Genomic DNA, 17,785 nt, shown 5'->3' with positions numbered 1-17,785 from the left:
GCGCGGGGCCCCGGGTTCCCAGGGCCCGTCAGGGCGCCCTGGCCGCGTCCAGGTCCAGTTCGTACACCGACACCGTGCCGGACCGGAACCCCAGGCTCAGACCGGGCAGGCCGTCCAGGTCGGCGAACCCGGGCGCCAGGGCGAAGCTGGGCTGCCCCACCCAGTCGTTCGGCGAGATCCCCGAACCGATGCCGGGAGCGACGACGTCCACGTACAGCCACCGCACGTTGAGGTCGCGCAACATCTTGCGCACCTCCGCGTCCTCCGGGTACTGGTTGAAGCGCTTCAACAGCTCGTACGTGTACGGCGCGCGCTCACTGCCCAGCGACATCGCGTTGACGATCGGGATGCCCTTCTCCACGTACAGGAACGTGGAGCCGTCGTTGGCCGAGTTGAGCACTCGTTCACCGGGCCGGACCCGGTCCGCGAGCCACGCGATGGCCGCCTCGTCGTCCGGCCCGACCCGGCTGAAGTGCGGCTGCGCGTAGCGGGTGGTCAGGTACTCGGCCCCCACCTCGGCGTACTTCACGCCGGGCCCGAACAGGTACCCGACGCCGGCGAGGAACGCCAGGACCAGCGACACCCACCGGACCCGGGCCCGGGTCACCGGCGCGACCCTGGCCAGCCACAGCGCCGCGCCGGCCGCCGTGATCGCCACGCCGAGACCGGCCAGCACCGGCACGAACAGCGACAGGTGCGACCAGATCCGCAGGTGGGCGTTGTAGAACAGGCCGGCGAGCGGGGTCTCCGGCCCGGACGTCGGGCTGGTCGCGAACGCGATCTCGATCGACAGCCACCCGAACCACGCGGTCAGCGCGCCCATGCCGCGCCTGGTCAGCAGGACGGCGACCACGCCGAGCAGCGTCATCAGGACCGCGGCGAACTGGGGGTAGCCGGCGCTGTCCGGCACCCAGCCGGAGTAGACCAGGCCCAACGCGTTGCCCAGGACCTGGCTGAACGGCTGGGGCGCGATGTCCGCGCCGAACCGGTCCACCGCACCGCCGCCGACGCCGAGGATCTGGAGCAGCAGCGGCAGCCCGATGACGACCGCGAGCCCGCCCGCCGCGGCGAGCTTCGGCAGTTCGCCCCAGACCCGCCGCCAACCGCCCCGGACCAGGGCGTCGCCGACCAGCCACGCGGCCAGGCTCACCCCGACCGACGCCAGCGAGGTGGGGTGCACCGCGAGGATGCCCAGGCAGCCGATGGCGAGCGGCACGACCGCGCTCCAGCCCTTGCGCGGCACGCTGAGCAAGGCCGCCAGCACGCCGGGCACCAGCACCATCGCGGTGGCGTTGGCGAGGATGCCGCCCTCGTGCATCAGCGAGAAGACCGGTCGGTAGAGGCCCGCGCCGACCAGCGCGGCCACCCCGCCCGCGAGCGCCGCCGACGACGTGCCGAGGCCGCCCCGGCGGGCGGCGACGTAGGCCAGCGCGGCGAGCGAGGCCGCCCAGCCGAAGCCGAGGACGACGATCGTGACGGCGTTCAGCGCCACCACGGTGTCGCCGATCACCGCCCCGGTGGCTCCCGCGAGCAGGTGCACGCCGGCCGGGTAGAACGCCACTCCGCTGCCGGTGAGCACGTCGGCCGGCAACACCTGCCACGGTGCGCCGTTGCCGCTGCGCTGGATGTACGCGGTCAGCATGTGGTGCACGATCAGGTCGTGCTCCTGGCCGACGGTCGACAGCGTGCCCAGTCCGCCCCACCAGGCGATGCCGCCCAGCACCATGGCGCCCAACGTCAGCAGCACACCGAGCACCTGCCCGGCCCGCCACGACACGGGCGTCCTACGGCGCCGCTCACCCCGGCCGCGGAACCACCGGAACGCGCCCACGGCCAGCAGGACACCGGTCACCAAGCCGAGGGTCACCGGGCCGTAGCGCAGCCCGACGACCGCGCACGCCATCGCGGTCAACGTCGCCACGCCCACCGACGCGGCGGCCGACAACCCGACGAACCACGGCCCGACCCGAACCCGGAACGCGAACAGCAGTGACGCACCGGGCAGGACGACCACCAGCAGCGCCACCACGATGGCGATCGCGTCGCGGCTGATCAAGTGCTCACCCGGAGGATCGCAGTGGGGTTCATCAAGTCCCTCGGCAAGTCGAGTCGGGGGGATAGCCGCCGTGATGCTATCCCGGCCCGAATCGGCTGATCTTTTCAGATGTGTGTACGGCTCGGAAATCAGGTGGAGCCGAGGTCCAGCCCGTACACCGACACGCTGCCGGCGCGGAACCCGAGCCGCAGGCCGGGCAGTCCGTCGAGGTCGTGCAGGCCGGCGGCGGTGGAGAACACGGACCCGCCGACCCAGTTCTCCGGGGACGAGCCCGCGCCGATCTGCGGCGCCCTGGTGTCCACGTAGACCCAGCGGATGTTCAGGTCGTGCAGCGCCTTGCGCACCTCGGGGTTGTCCGGGAAGCGGTTGAAGTCCCTCAGCAGCCGGTAGGTGTGGGGCGACTTCGCGTTGCCGAGCGAGCTGGTGTTGACGATCGCGACGCCCTCTCGCACGTACAGGAACGTGGAGCCGTCGTTGGCCGAGTTGAGCACCCGTTCCCCCGGCCGCACCCGGACCGCCAGCCAGTCGATGGCCTGCTCGTCGTCGGCGTCGACCCGCACGAAGTCCGGCTGCGCGTACCGGCTCGCCAGGTAGCGGGTCTCCGTGTGAGAGTAGCCGATCGCCGGCCACGCCAGGTACGCCGTGCCCGCGACGGCGGCGAGCCCGACCGCCGTCCACCGGGCCCACGGGCGGAGGGCCGGGACGGCGCGCGCGGACCACAGCACCACGCCGGACGCCGCCAGCACCACGCCCAGCCCGGCGAGGACCGGCGCGAACAGCGACAGGTGCGACCAGACGCGCAGGTGGGCGTGGTAGAAGAAACCGGTGATCAGGGACTCCGCACCGCGTGCCGGGCTGGTCAGGAACGCCACTTCCACCAGCAGCCAGGCGGTCCACGCGGTCAGCGCGCCCAGCGCCCGCCGGGTCGCCAGCACCGCGATCACGCCGAGCAGTGTGAGCACGGCCGCCGCGACCTGCGCGTTCCCCTGGTTGCCCGGGAGGTACCCGCTGTAGACCAGCGCGAGCGCGTTGCCGAGCGCCGGGCCGAACAGCGCGGGGCCGACGTCCGCGCCCGCGTTCGGCGCGCCGCCGGCCACTCCGAACACCTGCGCCAGCACCGGCAGCCCCGCGACCACGGCCACCCCGCCGGCGGCGGCTAATCGCGGCAGCGCGGCGACGATCCGGCGCGGACCGCCCTTGGTGAGGGCGTCGCCGACCCACCAGCCGAGCAGGCTCACGCCGACCGACGCCAGGGCGCTGGGGTGGACGGCGAGCGCGCCCATCGCGCCGATGCCCGCCCCCACCGCGGCGGTCCAGCTCCGGCGCAGCGTGAGCAGCGCCGCGAGCACGCCGGGGGTGAGCACGAGGGTGGTGGCGTTGGGCAGGATCCCGCCTTCGTGGATCAGCGAGAACACCGGCCGGTAGAGCCCGACCGCGACCACCGCCGCGACGCCCGCGGCGAGCATGGCCGACGAGGGGGTGAGGCGGGCGCGGCGGGCGGCGACGTGGGCCAGGACGGCGATGGAGGTCGCCCAGCCGAAGCCGAGCACGACGACCGTCACGGCGTTCATGCCGATCACGGTGTCGCCGAGCAGGGTCGAGACCGGGGCCATCAGCAGGTGCAGGCCGGCCGGGTAGAACGCGACGCCCGAGTCGGTGAGGACGTCGGTGGGCATCAGCTCCCACGGCGCGCCACGGCCGGTGCGCTGGATGTACGCGGTGACCATGTAGTGGGTGATCATGTCGTGCTCTTGGCCGACGGTGGACAGCGTGCTCAGCCCGGACCACCACGTGCGGACGCTGACCGCGATCGCGCCCAGGACGAGGAACAGGCCGGCCATCCGCCCGGCTTGCGACGGCGCGGGAGTCCGGTGGACCGGCGAATCCCGCGCGCGGCGTAATCGCGGGACCGCGGCGGCGAGGAGCGCGGCGGTCACTACTCCCAGCGGGAGCGGCCCGTACGCGAGGCCGAGCGGCGCGCAGAGGACGGCGGTCAGCGTCGCCACGCCCACCGACGCCGCCGGCGAGAGGCCGACCAGCCACACCGGACGACGGACACCGAGGGCGAGGAGCAGGGCGGAACCGGGGAGGACGACCGTCGCCAGCGCCACGGCCAGCGCTGCGAGATCGCGGGCGATCACCCGGCTACCACGGTGTGCGAGCGGTCCGTCATCGAGTCCTCAGTGACGTCGACGGTCATCGGCGGAAGCGATGCTTTCGCCGATGCCACGCCCACCACAAGGGGCCAGGATTCGACCGCACGAGGCCACGCCCGCCGACCGCGAATACGAGGATCTCCCGGGTCGATTCCGGCCCGGCGCTTCGCGTCAGGGACTGGTGGAGCCCTCCGGCAGCACCTCGTAGACCACGGTGTCGGGGTTCTGGAAGACCTTCCGCAGGTGCTGCACCGAGCCCAGGTTCGTCATGCCCGGCGCGCGCTCGCCCTTCCGCTGGACCATGCCCTCGCCGAGGATCGCGTACCGGATGTTCATCCGGTCCACCAGCTCACGCACCTTGGGATCGCTGTCCAGGCGGTTGAAGTTGTGCTCCAGCCACCAGACGTCGCTGTTCTCCGGCGGCCCGTAGTAGTTCCAGTTCATCGGCGTCACGCCGGCCAGCGGGTACATCCACACCGCCCCGTCGCGCACGTCGTTCGCCACCACCTCGCCGGGCCGCACCCGCTCGCCCAGCCAGTGGTAGGCCTCCACCTCGGCCTTGCTCACCACGCCGCTGTCGGCCATGTGCCAGGACAGGCGGTGGGTGTTCGTCCGGAGGTAGCCGCCGCTGCCCACGGCCAGCACCGCCACCAGCGCGAGCGCGACCGCCACCGGCAGCGCGACCGCGACCCGCGGCCGGTCCACGCGGGGCTTGAGGAACGCGGTCGCGGCGGTGCCGGCGGTGTTCGCCAACTCGCCCACCGCGATGGCCCCCACCAGCGGGAACAGTGCCGCGATGCGCCACGCGTCGTTGTAGAACGGACCGGTCAGCACGCTCAGGAACGGCAGCATGTGGGACACCGCCGAGACGAACATGGCCGCGAACACCGCGTACGCGGCCACCGCCCACACCACCCGGCGACGCCACAGCAGGAGCAGCACGCCCAGCAGCGCCGGCACGCCGATCCAGTAGAACGCGGGCGGGTCGCTGGAGGAGAACAGCGCGGCCTGGCTGAACGCGCTGAACGTCGTGCCCAGCACCGGCCACTCGGCGCCGGTGATGCCGCCGACGTTGGCCAGCGCGGGCAGCACCGCGGGCACCGCGAACAGCGCGCCGAGCACGACGGTCAGCACGATCGGCCGCCGGGACTTCCGCCAGTCCGTCTTCTCCAGCCGGAACAGCAGCGCCAGGGCCAGCATCGCGCCGTAGATGGCGATCACGAACGCCAGGCTGGTGTGCAGCCCGACGAGGCCCGCCAGGGACACCGCGATCGCGACCGGCGCGCCGATGCCACGTCCGCCGTCCAGCACCGGCCGGAACAACGCCAGCGTCGCGGGCACCAGGGCCACCGCCGCCACGAACGGCCACAGCGGGCCGCGCCACATCAGGTCGTACGGGAACGTGCCGAACCACGTCGACACCAGCGCCGCCACCGCCACGCCGACCGGCGGCAGCCGCCACGCCAGGCCGAACGCCGCGACCCCGAGGGGCCACATGAGCAGCACCATCATCGCGGCGAAGTTCAGCAGCACCGCCATGTCCAGCGCGCCCGTGTCGAGCACCGGCGCCAGCAGCGCGTGGTACGTGTTCGGGTAGAAGTAGCCGGCCTTGCCCGGCGTGTTCGCCAGCACGGCCAGGTCGGCGGGCGACAGGTTGCCGTGGTCGGCGATCCAGCGGATGGCGCTGCCGTGGTACGGCGCGTCCCAGTCCTGGCTGACCGCCGTCACGGACCCGATGCCGCGCAGGTACGTGAACAGGCCCCACGCCATGCCCAGCGCCACGCCGACGCCCACGATGACGTGGTCCCGCCGACGCGGTCGGTCCCCGGCGACCTCGGCGTTCGCGGTGGCACCGGCATTCCCGGTGGCACCGGCGTCCTCGGCGGCTCGGGCGCCCCCGCCGGCTCCGGCGTCCTCGGCGGGTTTCGGCGCGCGGCGGCCGACCAGCCACGACGCCAGCGCCGCGAGGCCGACCAGCAGGGCGGCCCAGAGCAGGGCGGTGAGGATGTTCCAGGTGATCCCGACGCGGGGCAGCACCACCACGGCGAGAGACACCATGCCGAACGTCAACGCGGGCGCGATGGCCGCGAGAGTCCACCCGCGGAGTCTCAACGCGAGTCCCAGGGCGAGGCCCGGCACCCAGTAGGCCAGGACGACCAGGGCAATCATCTATCGGTTCCCCTGTGCTTTCGGTCCGTTCGCCGAGGAACGGCTCGTCATCGAGCGGAGGTCGACTGCGCCCGCACGGCGGCCACCGCGCGGTGCGAAGGCAGGATGGACGCGCGTTCCGCGTCCGCGTCGACGCGGCCTTCGATCAGGTCCAGGAACCGGTCGAGCTGGGTGGCCAGCGGTTCCCGCGCGGTCACCAGCTCGGGGATCTCGATGATCGCCTGCTGGCGGTAGCCGCGCCCGTCCGGTGTCGCCGCGTCCTGCGACACGTGGTGGTAGATGGTGATGTTGCGGGTGAGCAGGTCGACCTCGATCAGCCGGTCCAGCTCGGTGATGGACAGCGTGCGGATCTTGCGCTGCCCGATCCGACTCGCCGACACCGACGCGATCGCGCCGGACGGGAAGCTCATCAGGGTGTTCACCACGTCCTCGGCGCCGGGGACCGAGTCGGGGTGGAACTGGCCGACGCCCGCCGAGAAGCCGTTCGGCTCCGCGCCGCCCATGCAGCGGATCGCCAGGTCGACGTCGTGCACCAGCAGGTCCCACGCCACGCCGGTGCGGATGCGCGGCGCGTAGGGCGAGTGCCGGACCGCCGACACGTACACCGGCTCGGTGAGCAGCTCCAGCGCGGTCATCACGGCCGGGTTGTAGCGCTCCAGCAGGCCGCACATGACCGGCACGCCCTGCCGCGCGGCGAGCGCCAGCACCTCCTCGGTCTCCGCGAGGTCGGCGCACACCGGCTTCTCCACCAGCAGCGGCTTGCCCTGGTTCAGGATCTCCAGCGCGAGCCCGTGGTGCGTCTCGGTGGCGGAGGCGAGCACCACCGCGTCCACGTCGGACAGGTCGCCGATCTCGGGCGTCCACGCCGCGCCGTAGGTGTCGGCGACCTTCTTGCCGACCTCTTCGCGCGGGTCGACGATCCTGGTCAGCGCGCAGTGCTCGTTCTGGCTGGTCACGCGGGCGTGCAGGGAGCCCATGGACCCCACGCCGACGAGGGCGATCCTCGGGGTCATGCGCCCAGCACCTCGCGGACGGCGGCGACGACGGCGTCCAGGTCCGCGTCGGTGAGCTTCGGGTGCACCGGCAGCGACAGCGCCTGCCGGGCGACCTTCTCGGCCACCGGCACGTCGGAGACGACGACGTTCGGGTCGTCCCGGTAGCAGTCGTAGTCGAAGACCGTCTTCGGGTAGTAGATGCCGTTGCCGATGCCCTTCGCGGTGAGCTTCGCGGCGACCTCGTCGCGGCTCACCGGGGCGTCGTCGGTGATCAGCACCGTGTACTGGTGCCACACGTGGGTGCGGCCGGGCAGGGTCCGGGGCGTCTTCAGGCCCTTGATGTCGGCCAGGCCCTTGTTCAGCGTCTCGGCGTTGCGCTGCCGCGCCTCGGTGATGGTGGCGAGCTGCTCCAACTGCGGGATGCCGATCGCGGCGTGCACGTCGGTCATCCGGTAGTTGTGGCCGGCCACCTCGTACTGGTAGCGCTGCCGCATGCCCTGGTTGCGCAGCACCCGCAGGCGGTCCGCGAGGGTGTCGTCGGCGGTGGTGATCACGCCGCCCTCGGCGGTGGTGATGTTCTTGGTGGCGTAGAGCGAGAAGCAGCCCAGCCCGTAGCTGCCGGCGGGCCGGCCGTCGAACGTCGCGCCGACCGCCTGCGCCGCGTCCTCGACCAGCGCCAGGCCGTGCTCCCCGGCGAGCGGGGCGAGGCGGCCCATGTCCGCCATCTGCCCGTAGAGGTGGACCGGCATCAGGACCTTGGTGCGCGGTGTGACGGCCCGCGCCACCGCGTCCGGGTCGATGTTGAAGTCGTCCTCGGAGATGTCCGCGAACCGGGCCGTGGCGCCGGCCTCCAGGATCGCGTTGAGCGTGGCGACGAAGGTGAACGGCGAGGTCACCACCTCGTCGCCGGGCTTCAGGCCGAGCACCTGGAGGGACGCGACCAGCGCGGTCGTGCCGTTGTTCACGGCGACCGCGTGCGGCACGCCGGCGACCTTGCCGAACTCATCCTCGAACCGCTTGACCATGGGGCCCTGCGCGATGGCTCCGGAGCGCAGCACCTGGAGCACCAGCTCCTCGGCCGCCGCCACGTCAACGACAGTGATGGGGATCATTCAGCAGTCTCTCCGCCTTCGAAATGCCCGGCACAACGCCCGACACGGTGCCTTCGGCCATGCATCGCGGGGCCACACGCTACCTCTAGGGACGCGTGGCACTCGGCCAGGGTTGTCGCCGCCACCCACACGGGGACGACGCGCGCATCGCCGCCCGGTCACGTCCAGGTGCCGGGGTTGCGGACGAAAGTCCTGGTGACCACCGCGCCGGCGGCCGGAACAGTCCTGGTGACATTCGCGTCGGCGGCCGGACAGGTTTCGGTGACGACCGCGCCGGCGGCTAGAACCACCGTTCCAGGACCATCGCGACGCCGTCCTCGGAGTTCGGGCCGGTCACCTCGTCCGCCGCCGCCCGCGCGTCGGGGTGGCCGTTGGCCATCGCCACGCCGTGCCCCGCCCACGCCAGCATCTCGACGTCGTTGGGCATGTCGCCGAACGCCACGCAGTCCTCCGCCGCGACGCCCAGCCGCTCGGCCACGTCCGCCAGCCCGGTGGCCTTGGTCACGCCCGGCGCGGCCAGCTCGACCAGGCCCATGCTGGTGGAGAACGTCACGTCCACCTGGCCCGCGAGCAGCTCGCCGACCGCGAGCGCCATGTCCTCGCTGGTCATCTCGCGGTGCCGGACCAGCAGCTTTACCACCGGCCGGGCGAGCATCCCGGTCCGGTCGCCGTTCGGCGTCGGCCCTTCCGGCCACGGGTGCCGGTAGGCGTCCTCGGCGATGAACTGCGGCACGGTCTCGTCGAACGCCGACTCGCCCATCCGCTCCACCGCGAACGCCACCCCCGGCAGCAGCCGGTCCAGCGCGCCCATGATGTCGCCCAGCAGCACCGGGTCCAGCGTCCGCTGCCACACCACCCGGTCCTCGCCGAGGTGGTAGAGCACGGCCCCGTTCGCGCACACCGCGTACCCGTCGAGCCCGGCCGCCTCGGCGATGTCCGGCACCCAGCGCGGCGGGCGGCCCGTGGCGAGCACGAACGGCACCCCGGCCGCCACCACCCGCCGCACCGCCGCCGCCGTGCGGTCGGTCACCCCGTGCAGGGGGCTGAGCAGGGTTCCGTCGACGTCCGAGGCCACCAGTCCAGGTCTTTCCACAGCACCGATGATGCCTGGTGCCGCCGTGGGCGCGAGACGAACACCTGGTTACCGTACGTCCGTGCGCACCGGCATCGTCATCCTTCCAGAGCACCGCTGGTGGTTCGCCGAACCGAAATGGCGCGCGGCCGAGGAGTACGGGTTCCACCACGCGTGGACCTACGACCACCTGGCCTGGCGCGCGCACGTCGACGGCCCGTGGTTCAGCGCGGTGCCGACGCTGACCGCCGCCGCGATGGTGACGGAACGCATCCGGCTCGGCACTTTCGTGGCAAGCCCGGACTTCCGCCACCCGGTGCCGTTCGCCCGCGAGCTGCTCACCCTGGACGACATCTCCGACGGCCGCGTCACGCTCGGCGTCGGCGCGGGCGGCGACGGCTACGACACCGACGTGCTCGGCGGGCCGCAGCTCCCGGCGGCGGAGCGCACCGAGCGGTTCGGCGAGTTCGTGGAGCTGCTGGACGAGCTGCTGCGGAAGGACCGGACCACGTGGCACGGCAAGCACTTCGCCGCTGTGGACGCCCGCAGCGCGCCCGGCGGCGTGCAACGGCCGCGGATGCCGTTCCTGGTCGCGGCCGACGGCCCGAAGGCGATGCGGATCGCCGCGCTGCGCGGTCAGGGCTGGGTCACCGGCGGTCCCCGGACCGAGGACTTCGAGCAGTGGTGGCACGGCGTCGCCGAACTCGCGGAGAGGTTCACCGAGGCGCAGCACGAGGCTGGCCGTCGCGTCGACCGCTACCTGAGCTTCGACTCGGCCCCGGTGTACTCGCTGACCAGCGTGGAGACGTTCCGGGACGCCGTGGGGCGGGCCGAGGAGCTGGGCTTCACCGACGTGATCGTGCACTGGCCGCGCCACGACGGCGTGTACGCGGGCCGCGAGACCGTGCTGGAGGAGATCGCCGCCGAAGTGCTGCCCGCGCTCGGCTGAACTCCGCGTAGATTCACGCCCCGTGCGGCACATCGTGGTCATCGGCGGCGGGATCGTGGGTTTGGCGGTGGCGAACGAACTCGCCACCCGCGGCGACCGGGTGACGGTCCTGGAGAAGGAAGGCCGCTGGGGCGCCCACCAGACCGGCCACAACAGCAACGTGGTGCACGCCGGGCTGTACTACCGGCCGGGGTCGCTGAAGGCGCGGATGTCGGTGGCGGGCAACCGGTCCATGGTCGACTTCGCGCGGGAGCACGGCGTGCCGGTGGAGGTCTGCGGCAAGCTCGTGGTGGCCACCTCGTCCGACGAGCTGCCGAGGCTGCACGCCCTCGCCGAGCGCGCCGAGGCGAACGGCGTGCCGGCCAAGCTGATCTCGGCCGACGAGGCGCTGGACTACGAGCCCGAGGTGGCCTGCGTGCAGGCGCTGCGGGTGGAGAGCACCGGCATCATCGACTTCCCGGCGGTGTGCGCGGCCCTCGTCCGCAACCTGCGGGAGCACGACCTGCGCCTGCGCACCCCGGCGCTCGCGATCCGGACGCGCGGCGCGAAGGTCGAGGTGGCGACCCCGCGGGGCGTGGTCCGGGCGGACGCGCTGGTCAACTGCGCCGGCCTGCACAGCGACCGGGTGGCGCGGCTGGCCGGCGTCACGCCGTCCGCGACCATCGTGCCGTTCCGCGGCGAGTACTTCGAACTGCGCCGCCGCGACCTGGTGCGCGGCCTGATCTACCCGGTGCCGGACCCGACGCTGCCGTTCCTGGGCGTGCACCTGACCCGGATGCTCGACGGCAGCGTGCACTGCGGCCCCAACGCGGTGCTCGCGCTGCGCCGCGAGGGCTACCGGTGGCAGGACTTCTCCGGGCGGGACGTGCTGGAGGTGGCGAGGTTCCCCGGCACCTGGAAACTGGCCCGCAAGTACGCGAGGACCGGCCTGGACGAGGTGCGGCGCTCGTTCTCCCGCAAACGCTTCGCCGCCGGCCTGGCCCGCCTGGTGCCCGCCGTCCAGGAGCACGACCTGGCGCCCGCGGAGGCGGGCGTGCGCGCCCAGGCCATGCGCGCGGACGGCAGCCTGGTGGACGACTTCCTGATCGAGACCGCGCCACGCCAGGTGCACGTGCTGAACGCACCGTCCCCGGCCGCGACCGGATCACTGGAGATCGCGAAGCACGTGGCGGACCTGACGCGGGAATAGGACGCGGTTTTCCCCCCGGTATTCTGCCCGCCGTGATCTCCTTCATCCTCGGCACCACCGCGGAACTGATCAAGATCGCCCCGGTTTTCCACGCCATCTCCGACCGGGGCACGAAACCGCAGATCTGGTTCACCGCGCAGCACGTCGACCACGTCGCCGAGACGCTGGCCGACCTGAGGCTGCCGGAACCGGCCGTCTGGCTGGTGCCGAAGGAGCAGGCCGTCCACATCGAACGCCCGGCGCAGGTCCCGGGCTGGGCGGCCACGGTCCTGCGCAACGCGTGGACGAGGCGCGCGGAACTCCGGTCGATCCTGACCGACGACGGCCGTCCTCCGCTGGTCATCGTGCACGGCGACACGTTCACCACGCCGTACGGCGCGCTGATCGGCAAGCGCATCCTGAAGTCCCGGGTGGCGCACGTGGAGGCGGGCGCGAGGTCCGGCAGCCTGCTGTCCCCCCTGCCGGAGGAACTGAACCGGAAACTGGCGGCGAAGATCGTGGACCTGCACTTCGCGCCGACGGCGAAGGAAGTCCACAACCTCCGCAACGCCCGCGGCGCGGTGATCAACACCGGCGCGAACACGGCCATCGACGCAATGCGCCTGGCCATCGACGCGGAACCCACCTTCCCGCTACCGGAAGAATTCGGCCTGGCCACCCTCCACCGCTTCGAACTGGTCTCCCGCGCCGACAAGTACCGCGAGGCCCTGGAACTGCTCCGCAAGGCCGGCGAGAAAATGCCGATCCTCTACCTGGCCGGCCCTCCGGAACAGGACCGGATCAAGCAGTACGGCCTGGGCGACCTGTTCGACGACGAGCGCTTCATCCTCAAGCCGAAGCTGCGCTACCTGGCGTTCCTGCCGATCATGGCGAGGGCGAAGTTCGTGGTGACGGACTCGGGCGGCCTACAGGCGGAATGCAACTACCTGGGCGTGCCGTGCGCAATCCACCGCGAACGCACGGAAGACCGCCACGGCCCGGGGACGACGCTGCTGCTGACCGGGATGAACGGCGACAAACTACGCCAATTCCTGGACAACTACGAGTCGTACCGCCTGCCGAACCGCATGGACCAGTTCCACCCGAGCAAAATCGTGGTGGACACCCTGACCCAACTCGGCTACTGCTGAACGAACACGCAACGGCCACGCCCGCTCCCCCACCACCCGCCCGCGCCAGCACACAGACCGGGCCTCGTGTTCTCCCCGGATGGCCTCCCCAGCGGCGAGCGGCGCCTTCGACCCGACCGAACGCGACCGCTCGCTTTCACGATTCAGACCAAGGTGCTGGTGTCCAGCGCACCCGCCTCATGACGCTCAGCCACGATCGCGCTCCGACCGATCGACCCCGCCGATCCGATCCTCGGTGCCGAAGAACGCGTCCGCCTCACGCCGCAATTCGGCGTGATCGACTCGCGGCAACTTCCGATGCCGCTCGACCAGTTCCTCGGCGGTCAGCCGCCGCCTGCGAGCAAGAGGGCGCAGTTCGGCGATCTCCACGCCGTTGCGGGTGACGTGATAAGTCTCCCCTGCTTCCACGGCGTCCATGACCGAGGCGGAGTTGTTGAGGAACTCACGCTGGCTGATGACCTTCACGAACCAAGTGTGGCCCCGCGCAGCACAGCGTGCTACGCGGAATCAGGCCTTGACGGTGACCAGCCGGGTGAACTCGGCCAGCAGGTCGTACCCATCCCAAAGCGGGGAGAACGTCAACGCCGACCCGAACGGCACGATGCGGTCGATCCCGCGCCCGGCGAGGTCGAACGCCAACGACTCCAACTCCTCCTGCGAGAACCCGAACACCGACAGCGTCTGATCCTTGCGCTCCACCAACGACGCGAAAGCCCCCAGCGAAGGCAAAGTGGCCAACGGAAAAGTCCCGGCCCCCAACCACTCCCGAGGCACCTCAGCCGCCGAAGACAACTCCAGCAAAGCCACCGCATTGCCGTCGAACCGAACGGACCGGGCGTGCCCGTCCGCCGCCACCCCATAAGCCGAAACCCGCTTCTGCACGGCCATCGCGGGCTCCACCACATGCCCCTTGGCCGCCAGGACCGAACTCAACAAAGCCAGGAACTCATCACGCCCACGCGCCGCCCCAGCGGCATCCCCGACCCAGAAAAGGGCACGAGGCGAAGCACACGCAGCCTGATCGAACCAATAAGAATCGTTGTAGAACCCGACGACAGCATCCCGCCGAACAGACGACGAGGCCGCCGCCCACCCGTCCACCGAAATAGCCGCGAACGAAGCGCGATCCGGGAACGTGACATCCCGCGCATGCGGAGCCAACGGCGCCCGACGCACCTCGGTCACCGCCCGATCCCCACCCCAGATGACCCGCAGATCACAAGCCGCCGACAACGCAGCCGTAACCGACTCGTCCCGGTCGTAGGTGACCATGACCTGCGTCTGCGCCACCACCGGATCGGCCGTAGCCAAAGCCTCGTTCAACGCGTCGACCACGGCCGAAGCCGCACCGGCCGAACGAGGCGAGATCCGCACCACGTTCCGGTTCCCGGCCAACGCCGACAACGCCCACGAATACACGAAAATGGTGTCCACGTTGGCCGGCGGCACGTGGAACACCAACCCGCGGGGAAACCGGAACACCCCGGCCCGAGACGGACCAGCAAGCACCTTGGTGATCTCACCACGCCGCAGGAAGAACCCGAGCGAGGCCAATTCCGGGAACCGCCGGGCCGTGGCAGGCGCCAGCAACTTCCGCGCGAACGCCACCAGGAAGTCCACGATCCGCGGATCGCCGACCCGCAACGGCCCGCCCGAGGGCTCCGCGGACAACCCCGCCAGCAACTCATCGACCGCCACGTCCGGGCCGGCCGGGAACCGCCGCCTCATGCCACCGCTCCGGAGAACGTGTCCGAGCACCCACGAGCCTCGGCCCGCGGCAGCCGTCCCAGCACGGAGAACCTCTTCCCCGGCCAGTCGCCGTCGTCGATCCCGTGCACCACCCCGAGGTCCTCGGTCAGCAGCACGTGACCCGGGTACGAGCGCGGCAGCGTCGAGATCACCTCGATGACCCCCGGCTTCCCCACCGGTTGCTCCTCCCAGGTGTCCGGGTCGCGGATGATCACGTCGGCGAAGTCGGGGCAGTACAGCGAGTTCCCGGACGGCCCCTCCAGGAACACGGTGCCGATCTGCTCGATCATCCCGTAGTAGTTGTGGATCTTCGTCAACCCGGTGTCCGCGGCGAACCGCCGCCGGAACTCGGCGTTGTCCACCGCGATGTCGATCAGCTTCTTCCACCCGCCCGAGTGGACGAGGATGCCGTTCGACAGGTCCAGCGAGTGCTCCCGCGCGACCTCGTACAGGTACTGCCACACCATGAAGGTGAACCCGAAGATCAGGAACGGCTCCGAGCCGTGCCGGGCCAGGAAGTCCTTGATCGCGGCGACGTCCGGCTGGTCGTGCTCGTCCAGCGCGTACACGTGGCTCCGGCCGAAGTTCGCCATGCCCAGCACGCCCGCGCCGCGCGCCGAGAACGAGCGGCGGTCCTTGATGATGCTGACCGTGTCCACCATCAGCATCGGCAGCCGCTTGCCGCCGAGCACTTCGCGCAGCGTCGCCCCGAGCTGGCGGGGCTGCACGGCGGCGGCCTCCTTGTCCAGGTAGATCCGCGACGCGCCCGCGCCCGTGGTCCCGGACGACGTCAGCACCTTGAACACCTCGTCGTCCGGGATGCTCTTCAGGTCGTGCGTCTTGAACATCCGCACCGGCAGCCACGGCAGGTCCGCCACCGAGTCGAACGACGTGGGGGCGCCCAGCGACGACAGGATCCGGTCGTACGGCGCGCACCGCTCTCGGTGGTGCGCGGTCAGCTCGGTCAGCGACGCCAGCAGCTCGGTCTCCCGCTCTGCCTGGGGTCGGGCGAAGACGCTCATACCTGTGCCTCCAGGGACCGGTAGTCGATCTTCCCGCTGGGCAGCAGCGGGAACCCGTCGGCAGGCCGCACGTCGAAGCCCGTCACGTGCAGGTGCAGCGCGTCGGCCAGCGCCTTCGCCGCCGGTTTGCACTGGTCCGGCGCGACGCCGTCCAGCCACACCACGACCTTGTCGCCCGCCGCGACGGCCGCCGCCGGGCCGAAGCCCTTCACGAGCTGCTCCAGGTCGTCCAGGTTGACCCGGTTGCCGAACACCTTGCCGATCCGCTTGAGCCGCCCGGTGAGGAACAGGTACCCGTCCGCGTCGAGGTACCCCAGGTCGCCGGTGGCCAGCACACCGCCGACGTCGTCACCCGACGCCAGCTCCGCCTCGGACTCGGCGTACCCCATCATCACGTTCGGCCCGCGGTAGAGGACTTCGCCGACGGCCTCGGGCTCGACCGTCTCCGAGCCGTCGTCCAGCCGGATCGAGAACGCGCCGCCGGGCAGCGCCGGACCGGCCGACCCCAGCTTCTCCGCCAGCCGCCCGGCGGGCACGGTGGCCATCCGGGGCGACGCCTCGGTCTGCCCGTACATCACGAACATCCGGCCGCCCACGGCCGTCATCCTGTCGTTGAACTCCGCCACCAGCTCGGTGCGCAGCTTGCCGCCGGCCTGCGTCAACGTCCGCAGGGTCGGGTACTTGGCCGGGTCGAACCGCAGCCGCCGCAGCATCTCGTAGTGGTACGGCACGCCCGCCAGCGACGTCACGCCGTACTCGGCGACCGCGTCCCAGAACGGCCGCGCGACCACGCCGGAGCCCTCCAGCAGCACGGTGGCGCCGCGCAGCAGGTGGCTGTTCAGCACGGACATGCCGTAGCTGTAGTGCAGCGGCAGGCTGGTCGGCGCGACCTCGTCCGGCCCGATCTCCAGCACGTCGGCGATGGCCGACGCGTTGGCCAGCAGCGCCTGCCGGGACAGCCGCACGAACTTGGGATTCCCGGTCGACCCGCTGGTGGGCAGCAGCACGGCCAGATCGGGATGCGGCACGACACCGTCCGCACCGGCACGCACCCACCCGTGCTCCGAAGCGCCCTGCCCCGAGTCCGCGCCCTGCCCCGAGCCGGCGATCAGCTCCGAGGCGGCGTCGTGGCCCTCGGCGACCCGGTAGCCGGGCGCGGGCTCCTCGTCGGGAGACACCCCGAACACGGCCGCCGGCCGGAACCGCGCCACCAGGTCGTCCAGCACGGCCCGGTCCTGCGCCGGATCGAGCAACGCCACCGCGCGCCCGGCCTCCAGCGCGCCCAGGTACCGCAGCACGCCCGGCAGGTCCCACCCGATCCGCAGGAACACCACACCGGGCGCCAGCCGGTCGAACGACCGGGCCGTCTCCGCGACCCGTTCGGCCAGCTCGGCACCGCCGATCAGCTCGCCCGAAGCGGCGTCCCGCAGCCGTGCCGTGGGGTGCAGCATCACAGCACCAGACCTCCGTCGATGCCCAGCACCTGCCCGGTGACGAAGGACGCCTCGTCGCCCGCGAGGAACCGGATCACCGCGGCCACCTCCTCGGGCGTGCCCAGCCGGCCCAGCGCGGTGTCGTCCTGGACCTTCGCCAACACCTCGTCCGACTGCGATGAGATCAGATCGGTCCGGATCACGCCCGGCGCGACCGCGTTGACCCTGATCCCGTGCCGCCCCAGCTCCTTGGCCGCCGACTTCGCGGTCGCGGACAGCGCCGCCTTGGACGCCGCGTACACCGTCTGGCCCGCGTTGCCGCGCTCGCCGACGATGGACCCGAGCAGCACGATCGACCCGGACCGCTTGCGCATCATGGCCCGCGCCGCCGCCTGGACGCACGCGATGGTCCCGGCGACGTTCGTGGCCAGCGTGACGCCGACGTGCTCGTCGGTGAGCATCCCGATCAGGCCGCCTTCGAGCACGCCCGCGCTCGCCACCAGCACGTCGATCCGGCCGTGCTCCTTCGCGACGGCCTTGAACACGTCCTTCACCGCCGCCGAGTCCGTCACGTCCAGCGCGACCCCGGACACCCGCGGCCCCAGCTCGGCGGCCCGCTCGGCGGCCACGTCCGCGTCGCGCCCGGTGACCACCACCGTCGCGCCCGCGTCGGCCAGCGCGGCGGCCGTGGCGAACCCGATGCCGCGGGTTCCGCCGGTCACCACCGCGACCTTGCCGTCGAAGCTACTCACC

Annotated in this window: 14 protein-coding genes; 3 read left to right on the top strand and 11 right to left on the bottom strand. The window is 71.8% G+C overall.

Features of this window, described 5'->3' with window-relative positions; all coding sequences use genetic code 11:
• Window positions 1–28: 28 nt before the first annotated feature.
• The 6 genes from ACQPZF_RS00800 to ACQPZF_RS00775 form a co-directional block, all read right to left on the bottom strand.
• On the bottom strand, window positions 29–2,056 hold the full coding sequence (locus ACQPZF_RS00800; protein WP_433267195.1) for a DUF6541 family protein: 2,028 nt from the start codon (window positions 2,054–2,056) through the stop codon (window positions 29–31).
• Between the two features lie 128 nt (window positions 2,057–2,184).
• Window positions 2,185–4,197: a DUF6541 family protein gene (locus ACQPZF_RS00795; protein ID WP_433267193.1), complete on the bottom strand. Its 2,013-nt coding sequence runs from the start codon at window positions 4,195–4,197 to the stop codon at window positions 2,185–2,187.
• A 186-nt stretch (window positions 4,198–4,383) separates the two neighbouring features.
• Window positions 4,384–6,381 (bottom strand): DUF6541 family protein, encoded by a 1,998-nt coding sequence (locus ACQPZF_RS00790; protein WP_433267191.1) that lies wholly within the window; start codon window positions 6,379–6,381, stop codon window positions 4,384–4,386.
• Window positions 6,382–6,428: 47 nt separating this feature from the next.
• Window positions 6,429–7,394, bottom strand: coding sequence for a Gfo/Idh/MocA family protein (locus ACQPZF_RS00785; protein ID WP_433267189.1), 966 nt, complete (start codon window positions 7,392–7,394; stop codon window positions 6,429–6,431).
• On the bottom strand, window positions 7,391–8,488 hold the full coding sequence (locus tag ACQPZF_RS00780; protein WP_433267187.1) for a DegT/DnrJ/EryC1/StrS family aminotransferase: 1,098 nt from the start codon (window positions 8,486–8,488) through the stop codon (window positions 7,391–7,393). Before ACQPZF_RS00780 ends, ACQPZF_RS00785 begins: the two co-directional genes overlap by 4 nt.
• A 280-nt stretch (window positions 8,489–8,768) precedes the next feature.
• Window positions 8,769–9,581: an HAD family hydrolase gene (locus ACQPZF_RS00775; RefSeq protein WP_433267185.1), complete on the bottom strand. Its 813-nt coding sequence runs from the start codon at window positions 9,579–9,581 to the stop codon at window positions 8,769–8,771.
• Window positions 9,582–9,642: 61 nt separating this feature from the next.
• Here ACQPZF_RS00775 and ACQPZF_RS00770 point away from each other — a divergent pair, with 61 nt between their 5' ends.
• Genes ACQPZF_RS00770 through ACQPZF_RS00760 form a run of 3 tightly spaced genes read left to right on the top strand, consistent with a single transcriptional unit; the run spans window position 9,643 to window position 12,828 of the window.
• Window positions 9,643–10,509, top strand: coding sequence for an LLM class flavin-dependent oxidoreductase (locus ACQPZF_RS00770; RefSeq protein WP_433267183.1), 867 nt, complete (start codon window positions 9,643–9,645; stop codon window positions 10,507–10,509).
• 22 nt (window positions 10,510–10,531) lie between these two features.
• On the top strand, window positions 10,532–11,698 hold the full coding sequence (gene lhgO, locus ACQPZF_RS00765; protein ID WP_433267181.1) for an L-2-hydroxyglutarate oxidase: 1,167 nt from the start codon (window positions 10,532–10,534) through the stop codon (window positions 11,696–11,698).
• Between the two features lie 32 nt (window positions 11,699–11,730).
• Window positions 11,731–12,828: a UDP-N-acetylglucosamine 2-epimerase gene (locus ACQPZF_RS00760; RefSeq protein ID WP_433267179.1), complete on the top strand. Its 1,098-nt coding sequence runs from the start codon at window positions 11,731–11,733 to the stop codon at window positions 12,826–12,828.
• Window positions 12,829–13,014: 186 nt separating this feature from the next.
• Here ACQPZF_RS00760 and ACQPZF_RS00755 read toward each other — a convergent pair whose 3' ends face one another.
• From ACQPZF_RS00755 to ACQPZF_RS00735, 5 genes are read right to left on the bottom strand one after another with little or no spacing between them, the layout of a single operon-like run.
• The gene (locus ACQPZF_RS00755; protein WP_433267177.1) at window positions 13,015–13,293 is read right to left on the bottom strand and encodes a type II toxin-antitoxin system Phd/YefM family antitoxin; all 279 of its coding nucleotides are present in this window, start codon (window positions 13,291–13,293) and stop codon (window positions 13,015–13,017) included.
• Window positions 13,294–13,335: 42 nt separating this feature from the next.
• Entirely contained in the window at window positions 13,336–14,556 is a 1,221-nt protein-coding gene (locus tag ACQPZF_RS00750) for an acyl-CoA reductase (RefSeq protein WP_433267175.1), read from the bottom strand.
• Window positions 14,553–15,599 (bottom strand): acyl-protein synthetase, encoded by a 1,047-nt coding sequence (locus ACQPZF_RS00745; protein ID WP_433267173.1) that lies wholly within the window; start codon window positions 15,597–15,599, stop codon window positions 14,553–14,555. Before ACQPZF_RS00745 ends, ACQPZF_RS00750 begins: the two co-directional genes overlap by 4 nt.
• Window positions 15,596–17,050, bottom strand: coding sequence for an AMP-binding protein (locus ACQPZF_RS00740; RefSeq protein WP_433267170.1), 1,455 nt, complete (start codon window positions 17,048–17,050; stop codon window positions 15,596–15,598). Before ACQPZF_RS00740 ends, ACQPZF_RS00745 begins: the two co-directional genes overlap by 4 nt.
• On the bottom strand, window positions 17,050–17,784 hold the full coding sequence (locus tag ACQPZF_RS00735) for an SDR family NAD(P)-dependent oxidoreductase (protein ID WP_433267168.1): 735 nt from the start codon (window positions 17,782–17,784) through the stop codon (window positions 17,050–17,052). Before ACQPZF_RS00735 ends, ACQPZF_RS00740 begins: the two co-directional genes overlap by 1 nt.
• Window position 17,785: the final 1 nt, after the last annotated feature.

This window comes from Actinosynnema sp. CS-041913 (assembly GCF_050942485.1).
In the GTDB taxonomy this organism is placed as follows: Bacteria; Actinomycetota; Actinomycetes; order Mycobacteriales; family Pseudonocardiaceae; genus Actinosynnema.
The sequence above is the reverse complement of the archived record's forward strand: the minus strand, read 5'-3'. Positions and strand labels throughout refer to the sequence as shown.